Annotated in this window: 7 protein-coding genes; 1 reads left to right on the plus strand and 6 read right to left on the minus strand. The window is 67.4% G+C overall.

From position 1 onward, the window contains the following. Window positions 1-23 precede the first annotated feature (23 nt). Both DT343_RS01615 and ileS read right to left on the minus strand, forming a co-directional pair. A complete protein-coding gene (locus tag DT343_RS01615; RefSeq protein WP_112861502.1) occupies window positions 24-1,277 on the minus strand; it encodes a cation:proton antiporter domain-containing protein in 1,254 nt (417 codons plus the stop codon). 752 nt (window positions 1,278-2,029) lie between these two features. Further along, window positions 2,030-5,038, minus strand: coding sequence for an isoleucine--tRNA ligase (ileS, locus tag DT343_RS01620; RefSeq protein WP_112861503.1), 3,009 nt, complete (start codon window positions 5,036-5,038; stop codon window positions 2,030-2,032). Window positions 5,039-5,340: 302 nt separating this feature from the next. On the opposite strand from ileS, the gene DT343_RS01625 reads away from it, so the two are divergent. Continuing rightward, complete coding sequence (locus DT343_RS01625; protein WP_181669100.1) at window positions 5,341-6,249, plus strand: hypothetical protein; 909 nt, start codon at window positions 5,341-5,343, stop codon at window positions 6,247-6,249. 128 nt (window positions 6,250-6,377) lie between these two features. On the opposite strand, the gene DT343_RS01630 is transcribed toward DT343_RS01625, so the two are convergent. The 4 genes from DT343_RS01630 to hfaA all read right to left on the minus strand — a co-directional run bounded on the left by DT343_RS01630 (window position 6,378) and on the right by hfaA (window position 12,013). Further along, on the minus strand, window positions 6,378-9,263 hold the full coding sequence (locus tag DT343_RS01630; RefSeq protein ID WP_112861504.1) for a M16 family metallopeptidase: 2,886 nt from the start codon (window positions 9,261-9,263) through the stop codon (window positions 6,378-6,380). A gap of 110 nt (window positions 9,264-9,373) precedes the next feature. Further along, on the minus strand, window positions 9,374-10,633 hold the full coding sequence (hfaD, locus tag DT343_RS01635) for a holdfast anchor protein HfaD (RefSeq protein ID WP_258522472.1): 1,260 nt from the start codon (window positions 10,631-10,633) through the stop codon (window positions 9,374-9,376). Next, entirely contained in the window at window positions 10,560-11,576 is a 1,017-nt protein-coding gene (hfaB, locus tag DT343_RS01640) for a holdfast anchoring protein HfaB (protein WP_039247049.1), read from the minus strand. The genes hfaD and hfaB overlap by 74 nt, the downstream gene beginning before the upstream one ends. Next, window positions 11,573-12,013 carry a holdfast anchoring protein HfaA gene (gene hfaA / locus DT343_RS01645; RefSeq protein WP_112861505.1) on the minus strand — a complete coding sequence of 147 codons (441 nt, stop codon included), beginning with the start codon at window positions 12,011-12,013 and terminating at the stop codon, window positions 11,573-11,575. Before hfaA ends, hfaB begins: the two co-directional genes overlap by 4 nt. Window positions 12,014-12,084 lie beyond the last annotated feature (71 nt).

Here is a 12,084-nt window from a genome sequence, read left to right on the forward strand (position 1 = left end):
CGCCGGACGGCGCGGAAAGGGGCTCAGGGCGCCGCGACCGCATCCGTGATCGGGCCGTCCGCGGCTGCGGGTCGGATCGCGCCGGCGGCGGGCGGCTTCGGCTTGCCGCCCATCCGGTCGGTGAACAGGAAGACGAAGGGGTTCAGCGAGATCGACAGCAGGGCGGCGGCCAGGATCAAATCGTGGGTCTCACGACTCATGGCGCCCAGGGACACGCCGAGCGCGGCCAGGATGAAGGAGAACTCGCCGATCTGGGCCAGGGAGGCGGCGACGGTGAAGCCGGTCGGCCGATCCAGTTTGAAGGTCTGGGTGATGACCAGGGCCGCGACCGACTTGCCGACGATGACGATGCCCAGCACGCCCAGGACCGCCCACGGCTGGCGCACCACGATCATCGGGTCGAACAGCATGCCGACCGAAACGAAGAACAGCACCGCGAAGGCGTCGCGCAGCGGCAGGGACCGCTCGGCCGCATTGTGACCCAGGGGCGAGGCGTTCATCACCAGACCGGCCAGGAAGGCACCCAGCGCGAAAGAGTGGAACAGGAAATAGGCCAGCCAGGCGATGCCCAGGGCGATGGCCAGGACGCCCAGGGTGAAGAGCTCGCGCGACTTGGTGTGGGCGATGCGGATCAGCAGCCAGGGAATGACCTTGCCGCCGACGACCAGCATGCCGACGACGAACAGCACGACCTTGAGCAGGGTCAGGCCGACGTCTGCCCCCAGGGCCGCAAAGTCCGTCTGGGTTCCAGCCGGAACCAGCACCATCGGCAGCATGACCAGGGCGATGACGATGACCAGATCCTCGACGATCAGCCAGCCGACCGCGATGCGGCCGATCTCGCCCTTGACCTGTTTGCGCTCCTCCAGCGCCCGCAGCAGGACGACGGTCGAGGCGACGGACAGGGCGAAGCCCATCAGCAGCGCCTCGACATCGCCCAGCCCCAGCACGAACCGGCCGAGCCCCCAGCCCAGCACGGTGGCGACGCCGATCTGAACCAGGGCGCCGGGGATGGCGACCTTGCGGACCTGCATCAGATCCTTGGGCGAGAAGTGCAGGCCGACGCCGAACATCAGCAGGATGACGCCGATCTCGGCCAGTTGCGGCGCCAGTTCGGTGTCGGCGACGAAACCCCCCGTATAGGGGCCGACAACGACGCCCGCGACCAGATAGCCCACCAGAGGCGACAGTTTCAGCCGATGCGCCAGCATGCCGAACACGAAGGCGAGGACGAAGCCCCCGACCAGGGTGAGAATCAGGCTGTCGGCATGCGGCATCAGGGCTCCTGTCGCGAGCGAAGGTGTAATTTGGGTAGGCTTTGCAGTTGGGGCGCGAAGGCCGGTTTGACAAGACGACGCAGTGTCGCGCGGGACGGAAAACGGCTTCGTCTTCGCGGCGTTCGGCCTGCGAAGTCTGGAGGGCTGGGCGGAGCGCCGGGCCTTCGCCCGGAGTTCTGTGGTTTGAGTTACCGTTTCGACGAAGGGTGTGACGCTCCGCGCGGTTGGTTGGCCTGCAAGCTCGGGGCGCCGAGCGGTGGCGGTCTTATCGCCTAACCCCATAAGCCTGCGACGGGTCGGCGGTCCCTGCGAGGACCGTCCCGAGTGCGGCCGAGTATCCCCCTCGACCCTGCGACGCGACTGCGGACGCCGGGGCGATTCCCCGACCGATCAGCCCCGGCGCCGCGATGGCATTTCACCACCGCCCCCGTTCCATCCGCTCTCGCCGCCGCAAGGTCGCAGGCCAGGCGAGCCCTCCATGCGACGAGACGGATGTATTATGCGGCCGTTTGACCCCGTGGATGGGAGAAGGGGCAGATATTTCGGCAAGCGGTTGAAATCGCTGCGGATGGACCAGCGGCATTGCGATGGCTGAGCGACGTCTCCTCCCCATGTCATGGGGAGGTGGCTCGGAGCGCAGCGGAGAGATGGACGGGGTCTTCGCGCATCGCAGGCGTCTGTGGGACGTCGAGAGCCCCTCCACCGCTTCGCGGTCCCCCTCCCCGCCAGGCGGGGAGGAGACGGTGTTGTGGTCAGGCGTGCGTCTGGTCCCAATACCGAACCGCATCGGCGTCGCGGGCCGAGAGGTCGGGGTAGGCGGGGTCGGAGCCGACGTCGGGGACCCGGCGCCAAGAGCGGGCGCATTTGGGCAAGTCCAGCGCCTCAATGACCGTTTCTTGAGCCCCATAGGGACCGGGACCGGCGAGATAGTAAGCTTGTGACGAGGGGAAGCCCAACTGGGGCGTTTCCAGCACATCGGCGGGCATTCGCGGTTCCAAGTGAGCAAGGCTGCTTCGGAAGACTTCGGCCGCGAATTCATCGCGTGAGATGCCGTCGACATCAAACGCAGCCACTAAATCTGGGTGAGCAGACACCCAAACCTGTGCATCTAGGATGTTACCGATTTCTTTTTTGTCCCGTGCGCGCTCAGCAGCCCAAGTGACACCGAGGACGACCCGCTTAATTTTGGCCCAACGCTCGGCCTCGGCCGGGTTGCGCCATTCCGCCGGGGTGTCGGGGATCACCCTAGCGCAGTTGGAGCCCGCGTCCGGGAAGCGCGTCGTCCAGGCCTCTTCCATCGTGAACGGCGTCAGCGGCGCCAGCCAAGCGGTGAGGCGCATGAAGACTTCGTCCATCACCGTGCGGGCGGCGCGGCGACGCAAGGCGTCGGGACGGTCGCAGTAGAGGGCGTCCTTGCGGATGTCGAAATACAGGGCCGACAGGTCGCCGGCGCAGAACTCCAGCACCGGACGGACGACGTCCTGGAAGCGGTATTCGGCGTAGGCGGCGCGGACCTGAGCGTCGAGCTCATGCAGGCGGTGCAGGACGAACCGCTCCAGCGGCGGCATCTGGTCCAGCGGCAGGCGTTCGGCCTCGTCGAAATCGGCCAGGGCGCCGAGCAGATAGCGGACGGTGTTGCGAAGCTTGCGATAGGCGTCGACCGTCGTCTGCAGGATCTGTTTGCCGATCCTCTGGTCGTCCGAATAGTCGACCAGGGCCACCCACAGACGCAGGATGTCGGCGCCCGACTCCTTGATGATGGTCAGGGGGTCGGTCGTATTGCCCTTGGATTTGGACATCTTCTCCCCCTTCTCGTCGAGGGTGAAGCCGTGGGTCAGGACCGCCTTGAACGGGGCGCGGCCACGGGTGCCGCAGCCTTCCAGCAGGGACGACTGGAACCAGCCGCGGTGCTGGTCGGAGCCTTCCAGATAGAGGTCGGCGGGCCAGTGGGCGGGACGGTCGCCGGCATAGCCGTTTTCCGGCAGGCGCGGGTCGAGCGTGAAGGCGTGGGTCGAGCCGGAATCGAACCAGACGTCCAGGATGTCCTCGACCTTTTCGTAGCGGGCCGGGTCGTGGGCGCCCAGGAAATCGCTGTCGGGCGCGGTGAACCAGATGTCGGCGCCGTGTTCGGCGACGGCCGCGACGATGCGGGCGTCGACCTCGGGGTCATGCAGGGGCTGGCCCGTCTGTTTGTCGATGAACATGGCAAGCGGCGTACCCCAGGCGCGCTGGCGGCTGACCAGCCAGTCGGGACGGCCCTCGACCATCGAGCGGATGCGGTTCTTGCCGGCGACGGGATGGAAGGCGGTGGCGTCGATGGCGTTCAGCGCCGTCTCACGCAGGGTGTCGCCGCTCTTCAAGGGTTGATCCATGCGGATGAACCACTGAGGGGTGTTGCGGAAGATGATCGGCGCCTTGGAGCGCCAGCTGTGCGGATAGGAATGCTCCAGCCGCCCGCGCGCCAACAGGTTGCCGGCCTCGATCAGCTTTTCCATCACTGCGCCGTTGGCGGGACCGAACTTGCCGGTCTTCTTGCCTTCGGTCTCCAGCACCTTCAGGCCCGCGAACAGGGGGACGTGCGCGTAGTAGGCGCCGTCGGGATCGACGGTGTCGGGCACCTCGTGATGACCGTGGGCCTTCCAGACCTCGAAGTCGTCGGCGCCGTGTCCGGGCGCGGTGTGGACGAAGCCGGTGCCGGCGTCGTCGGTGACGTGGTCGCCGGCCAGCAGGGGCACGGAGAAGCCGTAGCCGCTGTCGAGCGCGGCCAGCGGGTGCGCGGTCTCCAGGCCCGAAGGATTGATGTCATAGACGCGGGTCCAGGCGGCGATCTTGGCGGCCTTGAACACCTCCTCGGCCAGCTTGTCGGCCAGGATCAGGCGGTCGCCGGGCTTGGCCCAGGGCGCGAACTCAAGTCCTTCCTCCATGGCCGTGACCTCATACAGGCCATAGGCGATTTCGGGGCCGTAGCTGATGGCGCGGTTGGCCGGGATGGTCCAGGGCGTGGTGGTCCAGATGACGATGGACGGGGTGCTGGAGCGGAAGGCCAGCAGGTCGTCGGGATGGTCGTCCGACATGGCCGTGACCGGGAACTTGACCCAGATCGTCGGGCTGACGTGGTCGTGGTACTCGATCTCGGCGTCGGCCAGGGCGGTGCGCTCGACCGGCGACCACATGACGGGCTTGGAGCCGCGATAGAGCTGGCCCGAGTTCTTGAACTTGTGGAACTCGGCGACGATGGCCGCCTCGGACGTGAAGTCCATGGTGGCGTAGCGGTTGGCGAAGTCGCCGACGATGCCCAGCCGGTGGAACTGGTCCTTTTGCAGGTCGATGTATTTGCCGGCGTATTCGCGGCAGGCGCGGCGGAACTCGTCCTTGGACACCTCGTCCTTGCGGCGGCCCTTGGCGCGGAACTGCTCCTCGATCTTCCACTCGATCGGCAGGCCGTGGCAGTCCCAGCCGGGGACGTAATCGACATCGTAGCCCAGGAGGAACCGGCTGCGGACCACGAAGTCCTTCAGCGTCTTGTTCAGGGCGTGGCCGATGTGGATGTCGCCGTTGGCGTAGGGCGGGCCGTCGTGCAGGACATAGAGGGGGGCGTTCTGCTTCTGTCGCTCAGCGCGCAGGGTCCCGTAGAGGTCGCCCCACTGTTCCAGGATGACCGGCTCCTTCTGGGGCAGGCCGCCGCGCATGGGGAAGGGCGTCTCGGGCAGGAAGACGGTGTCGCGATAGTCGCGGGCGTTAGATTCGGGGGCGTCGGCCATGGGTCGTCTCGGCGTCTTGAAAATTAGGTCGCTGTCTTCGTTCGCCCGATCATCAGGGCGGTCTTCCCGGCGTGCACGGGGCCATGCGGCCCAGAAGCGCTACGCCGGGCGGCTAATCGAAATCAGGCGAATGGAGACGCGGACGGTCATTGTGCGGGCGGTCTAGCAGACGGATGCGGCATTGCGCCATCCCGAAGCGCAGGCCTCATCAACGGAAACGAAAGGCTTTTGCGGTTTTGTGACGGGAGGATCGGCCGGAATCTTGTTCGGCCGACACGATATTCGCTTGGGAGTTCCCGCCGATGCGGCTGCGGATCACGAAATGGATGCTGGGCCTGGCGGCCGGTCTCGCCGTCTCGGCGGGCGCCGGAGCCGCGCTGGCGCAATGCACGTCCGGCTGTCAGCCGCCGCCCTGCACGTCGTGCGAGCCGCCGCCTCCGCCTGAGCCGCCGCCCTGCAACGGCGGTGGAAACTGCGGTCCCGGCGGCGGTGGAAACTGGAACGGCAACATCAACACCAACGTCAATGTGAACGTGAACCTTGGCGCGAGCGCCAATGCGAACGCGGGCGCCGGGGCCAACTCGAACGCCAACTCTGGCGCGCGGTCCTACGTCAATGCGCGCGCCGGCGGGTTCTCGGGCAGCTTCGGCGGAGGCGGCGGCGCAGCCTATGTCAGCGTCGATCAACCCTATCCGACCACCATCCAGGGCCTGGCCGTCGAGGGCGTGATCGCCCAGACCGTGCGCACCCCCTACAGCGCCTTCCGCAGCATGATGAAGCGGGTCGTCATCCAGGCCGTCTGCATCGACGACCGCCAGGTGCCGCACCCCGCCTCACAAGTGCGGCCGGACCGCGAGATCGCCGAAGGGTTCGAAGGCGAGCTGTATCGCTGCCTGTCGGGCACTTGGCTGCAGGCGACCATCGCCGACTACAACGGCGACATCAGCTTCGATCACGGCACGACCCTGACCTGCCGCAAGCATGAGGCGCTGTGGTACGGAACGGGCGGCAAGCTGGAATGCCGGCCCGAGAAGCCCGAGCGGGATTGCAACGAGCGTTCGCTGCTGCGTCGCTACGGCGCCGGGATCAAGATCCTGACGATGTACCGCGAAGAGGAATACACCGAATACCGTGAGGAGCAGGTCGAGAGCGCGACCGTGCTGACCGGGGTGATCACCCTGGACGGCGGCGTCGGCGGCCGGGTCTTCTGAACCGGACCTAAACACGCCCGTTCAGCCGCCGATCAGGCGGGACATGAGATAAGGCGACCGTCGGCTCTCCGTCGACGATCCTGACGACTGGCCCCGGTTCGCGCGAACCGGGGCCTTTTTCGTGGGCGTTACTGGGCCGCCGGCTGAGCCGTGACGGTGGCGCGCCAGGCGCTGTCGGACTGCAGATACTGGCGAGCCAGGGCCTGAAGGTCGGCGGCGGTGACGGCTTCCAAGGTGGCGATCTGGTTGCGGGTCTGGTCCAGCGTCGCCGGATCGCTTTGGGCCTGCGACAGTTGGGTCAGCCAATAGCCGTTGTCGGCCATGCTGCGACGGATGCGCTCAACGGCCGGGCGACGGGCGCGGTTCAGTTCGTCCTCGCTGATCGGATTGTCGCGCAGGTCGGCAGCGATGGCGTCCACCGTCTCGAACAGCTTGGGCAGGGCGGCCGGCGGAGTTTCCGCAGTCACCGAGATGAAGCCGTAGCCCGGATAGGTGTCCGAGGCAGTCGAGCCGGCGCTGGGCGAATAGGCCAGGCCCTGTTTCTCGCGGATTTCGTCGTTCAGGCGCAGTTGCAGCACGTCCGACAGGATCGACAGCTGACGCGCGGTCTTGCGATCTTCGACCTGGTCGGTCGTCGGCCAGGCGACGAAGCCTAGCGCCTGTTCGGCGGGGCCGGTGTGATACAGCTGGACTGGCGTGGCGGTCGGGGCCGGGAACTTGCGCACCGTCGAGCCGGCGGGCGGTGTGGGCGCCGCACCGCGCGATGGCAGGGCGCCGAAGGTCGAGCCGACGGCGGCGATGACCGCGTCGACGTCGACGTCGCCGACGACGGTGATCTCGACCGGACCTTGGGCCAGGGCTGAGCGAACGCCCGAGCGGATGTCGTCGATCTGGATCGCGGCGATCTGTTCGGCCGTCGGGGTCGTCTCACGTGCATCGCCGCTGGCCAGCAGGCCCGAGGCGTCGCGTTGGAAGACGCCGCGCGGCGTGGCGCCCAGCTGGGCCAGGATCTGCGGGAACATGGCCTTGGTCTGTTCGAACGAGGCGCCGCGCAGACCCGGATCGGTGAGATAGGCGGCCAGGACCTGAAGCTCCAGCTGGAGATCGGCGGGCTTGGTGGCGCCAGCGAAGATGTAGGCGTCGCCGGCCTGATTGACGGCGGCGCTGTAGGTGCGGCCGCTGAGGACGCGGTTCATCTCGTCCAGGCTGAGCTTGCCAAGACCGCCGGGGGCCAGGACGGTGCTGGCCATCGACAGGGGCGACAGGGTGTCGGCAGGCAGGCCCAGTTCGCCAAGACCTGTGCGGGCGCTGACCAGAATCTGATCGGCGCGGAAGTCGGTCTTCTTGATGTTCAGCAAGGTGCCGTTCGGGAAGCGAACCAGGGTCGCGCCCAGATCTGCGACTTCCGAACGGGCGGCAGGGACCGCCGGGGCGCCGAAGTTGTAATAGGGCCACTTCAGTTCGGCCTCGGCGGCGCGGGCCTGCACCGGGGTGTTGCGCGAGGCCTCCAGCGCTGCGGTGACGGCGGCCTCGCCGCCCTCGACCGGCACGGGCGAGCTGAACAGAAGCAGCGGGCCCTGGCCTTCGAAGACCGCTTTGGTCGCCTGATTGACCTGATCGACGGTCAGGCCTTCGACGGCCTTGTTGAACAGATCGAGATTGGTCTGGGGCGAGCTGAACACTTGGTCGTCGTTGACGGCGCCCAGGAGGCCGGTCGCCAGAGCCGGAGTCGAACGGGTCGCGGCCGAGGCCACCGCGTTCTGAAGCGCGGTGCGGGTGTTGACGATTTCGCGCTGTAGCTCGGCGTCGCTGACGCCGTATTCAGCCAGACGACGGCTTTCCTGTTCGACGCTTTCCAGCGCACGCTGCCAGCCGCCGGGATTGAAGGCGACCGACAGGGTGCCGGCATCCAGACTGTCGAACAGCGACTGATAACCGGCTCCGGCGCCGATGAAGGGCGGGTTGTCCGCGCGGGCGATCTCGCCCAGGCGACGGTTCAGCACGGCCAGACCCAGGCCGCGACGGACGTCGGCGGCGCGTTCGGCGGCCGTGTCGGGGCTGAGGTCCGGGGCCTTGATCCAGTTGACCTGGATGGAGGACTGGATGCCCGGCTCGACCAGGATGCTGGTCTGCGGCTGACGCGGAGCGACGGTTCCCAGGTCAGGCTCCGGACCATCGGCGGCGGTCGGCTTCCAGTCGCCAAAGGCCGCGCGGACCTTGGCCTCCATCGCATCCACGTCGAAGTCGCCCACGGCGATGAAGGTGGCGCGCGATGGGCGATAGTAGGCGTCGTAGAAGTCGACGAAGCGCTGGCGCGGTGCGGTGCGGATGATGTCGAGGTCGCCGATCGGCAGGCGTTCCGACAGACGCTGGCCGGGCGCCAGGAGGCCCAGCTGAGTCTTTAAGACGCGATACTGCGGCGTGTCGCGCGTGCGCTCCTCGCCGACGATAACGCCGCGTTCGGAATCGATCGAGTCCGAGGCCATGAGCGCCGCCGACATCATCTCGCGCAGGATGTGCAGGCTGGGATCGACCGTCTCGTCCTTGGTGTTGGGCAGCTCCAGCATATAGGCGGTCTGGTCAAAGCTAGTGAAGGCGTTGGTGTCGGCGCCGAAGGCCAGGCCCAAGCGCTCGAGGATGCGCAACATCTCGTTTTCCGGCACGTCCTTGGTGCCGTTGAAGGCCATGTGCTCCATGAAGTGAGCCAGACCCTTCTGATCGTCGCGCTCCATCAGCGAGCCGGCGTCGATGCGCAGACGGAACGAGGCCTGACCCGGAGGCGTCGCATTGTGCAGCAAGGCGTAGCGCATGCCGTTGGGCAGCAGGCCGTAACGTACGGCCGGATCGGCGGGGATGTCGCTGGCGGCCTGGGCCCAGGGGGCGGACGGCGCGACCTGACCGGCGGCGACCGCAGCGGGCGGCGCAGTTTGGGCGAGAGCAGGGGCGGCGAACGCCCCGGTGGTCAGGGCCAGTCCCGAGACGGCGACAAGCAGTAGATGACGCGCAGAACGCATAATATCACTCCGAAACCGCAACCCCCGATGGCGCGATGCCGGATGTGTAAAGTGTGCTTGCCTTCGCCACAAGCGGGGCTGGCGAACCTTACCGACTTGTCATGTTCGGATCAGCCGCCGGGGCGGCTGATGTAGAAGCTGGCGCTGTTGCCGACGGCGTTGGCGCCCACCACGGCGGTGCGCCCGGACGAGACCGTGGCGTTGGTGGTCGCCGTGACATTGCCGCTGTTGGTCTGGTTGTTGTTGACGTTGACGTCGCCGCCGCACTGGGAACAGGCATAGCCCGTCACCGCATTGCCGACCGCGTCGGAGCCGACATAGGCGTCATAGCCGTTGACGCCGACATAGGTCGCGTTGGCCTCGACCCCGCCGGTGTTCAGCTGGGTGTTGTCCAGCTTCAGATAGATGTCGTTATTGCCGGCGACGGTCTCGTTGGCGACGCTGCGGGCCGCCAGAACCGTCTGGCCCTGGAGATTGGTCTGGACGCGGGCGTCGGCGCGGACGCGGCCGGCGTTGGCCTGGTCCGTCTGGATCAGCATGGAGCCGCCGGCGTTGGCGGTGATCGCCTGGTTGGCCCCGGCGTTGGCGCCGACCGTCAGGTCCCAGCCGTTGTCGACATAGACGTCGGTGCGCGCCTCGGTCGTCGAAGCGGCGTTCGACTGGCGGATGGCCAAGTCCTGGTGCGAGGCGCCGGTGGTGTTCGTCTGGACCGCATTGGCGACGGCCTGGGACGAGAAGGTGGCGGGCGCGGGGATGTATTGAACGTCGGCGACGGTCTCGGCGAAGACGGTGGTCTGGGCCCTCTGGTCGATGACGCCGGTCAGGGACGAGGAGGGGCCGCCCAGGGCGACGGTGTTGGCGACGGCGGTGCTGGTCGCGAAACCGCCTTGCAGCACGCGGCCGTTCGGCGCCTGAACATAGGTTCCGGCCTCGACCCGGTCGCCGGTCGCGGACTGGCTCGAGTCCACGGCGAAGGTCGCGCGATCGGTGGTCACGCCGAGATAGTTGCCGCGCGCGGTCGTATCGACGCTGAGTTGGCCGTCGGCCTCTCCGTTCACGACCACATTGCTGCGGGCCACCGTGGCGCCGGTCATCGACTGGCGCGAGACCAGGCCGGCGGAGGCGGCCGTGACCCCGCCCGCAAGCGCATTGCCCTGGGCGTTTGTGCTGACGGTCACCTGATCGACGGACAGGTCGATATCCACCAGGCCGGTGACATCGCCAGTCTGCGTCTGGGTGCTGGAGCAGGTTTCGCCGGCTTGCGGATCGCAGGTCGGCGTTTGCTGGGCGCTCGCCTCAGTGGCGAGTGCGGCGAACGTCGCCGTCGCGGCCATCATGCCAACGAGACGGATCGGCGCGGGTCTGGCCATTGTTGGTGTCCTGAGTGGGATAGGCCGGATAATAGCCGCCGGTCGGGCCGACCGTGGAATCGCCGAGCGGGTCGTTGGCGGGGTTCAGGCAGATTTCGGGGCCGGGCGCGCCATAGAGGTTGGCCATGAACTCGACCGTGGCCCGTTCGACCAGGGCGCGGACGGCCAACTGCGTCGGCTCCATCCCGCCGGTGCCGGCCGAGATGTCGAAGACGTTGCCGTTCAGGAAGTCGAAGACGCCGGCCGAGATTTCGCGGCCGATGATCTGCTTCTGATAGGAGACGACATCGACGACCTCGAGCGTGGTCGTCTGGACCAGGCGCAGATCCATGGCGATGTTCATCACATAGACGCGGTGGTTGACGATGCCAGAGCCGGGGCGGTTGCTGTCGACCTCGCCGCCGGCGATGTCGAAGCCGCCGGAGCGGATGTTGTAGTTCACCTCGGTGATGCCGCCGACCACATAGAAGTCGGAGCCCGGCACCTGGCCTGCCAGGATGCGGCGGTACTGGGTGTCCTCTGGCCCCTTGGCGTCGGGAGCCTGGTCGCCGATCAGCTTGTTGTTGGCGTAGCGCAGCTCAAGCTCGGACACCGAGGTGTCGTAGCGTTCGACGATGCGGGCGCCGGCCTTGGCGAGCGCCGAGTTCGCCATCAGAGAGGCGCCGCCGGTGATCTGGCGGCCGCCGTCGGACGACACCGTGCCGGTGTAGTCGCTGATCCGGCCCACGGCCATGCGCGGCGAGGGCAGGTTGTAGCGACGCGCGTAGTCGGCCAGGCAATACAGCGCGGCGGAATAGGGCGTGGGGTTTGCGGTCACCGGCGCATTGCCGATCGGCGTCGCATATTGCCCCGACGGACCCGCGACGGGGCTGACGCAACCGGCGAGCAGAAGGGCGACGGCCGACACGGCGGCGGACCCCTTGATGAGATGACGGCGGCTCATGGCAGGTTGATGTTCCCGTTCAAGGCCGTACCGGCGTTGATGGCGCCGGTGTTGGTCTGGGTCGAGTTGACGATGACGGTGTTGCGGCTGCCTTGGACCACCACGTTCAGCTGATTGCCGATGGCGGTGGATCCGCCGATGGTCGTGCCGCCGTTGCTGGACGCGCCTGCGCGGGCATAGGCCGAGGCCGCGCCGCCGGACTGGCTGGAATAGGACGAGGCGCCGGACTGGATGATGCCGTTGACGATCAGACGATTGCCGTTGGCGTCGCGGGTATAGCCGGTCGCGGCCGTATTGGCGGCCGTTCGCGCGCCGCCATAGCCCTGCTGGAAGCGTGCAGCGCCGCCCGAACCCGTCGACTGCGCGATCGCCGGCACGCTTGCAGCGGCGGCGAAGGCCATGACGGCGGTGGATACAAACAGCCTCTTGGCGGGCATTTCGGGCTTCCTCGCGCACAAACGAACGCCGGACCACGAGCGTGATCCGCACCCCAACCTGCATTAAGGTT

The sequence above is a fragment of the Brevundimonas vesicularis genome, assembly GCF_900445985.1.
Taxonomy (GTDB): domain Bacteria; phylum Pseudomonadota; class Alphaproteobacteria; order Caulobacterales; family Caulobacteraceae; genus Brevundimonas; species Brevundimonas vesicularis_D.

Bases quoted from the DNA above. Each gene is read 5' to 3' on its own strand.
- ileS (WP_112861503.1), bottom strand. From the start codon at position 5,038: ATGGCCGACGCCCCCGAATCTAACGCCCGCGACTATCGCGACACCGTC.
- hfaA (WP_112861505.1), bottom strand. From the start codon at position 12,013: ATGCCCGCCAAGAGGCTGTTTGTATCCACCGCCGTCATGGCCTTCGCC.
- hfaB (WP_039247049.1), bottom strand. From the start codon at position 11,576: ATGAGCCGCCGTCATCTCATCAAGGGGTCCGCCGCCGTGTCGGCCGTC.
- DT343_RS01615 (WP_112861502.1), bottom strand. From the start codon at position 1,277: ATGCCGCATGCCGACAGCCTGATTCTCACCCTGGTCGGGGGCTTCGTC.
- DT343_RS01625 (WP_181669100.1), top strand. From the start codon at position 5,341: ATGCGGCTGCGGATCACGAAATGGATGCTGGGCCTGGCGGCCGGTCTC.
- hfaD (WP_258522472.1), bottom strand. From the start codon at position 10,633: ATGGCCAGACCCGCGCCGATCCGTCTCGTTGGCATGATGGCCGCGACG.
- DT343_RS01630 (WP_112861504.1), bottom strand. From the start codon at position 9,263: ATGCGTTCTGCGCGTCATCTACTGCTTGTCGCCGTCTCGGGACTGGCC.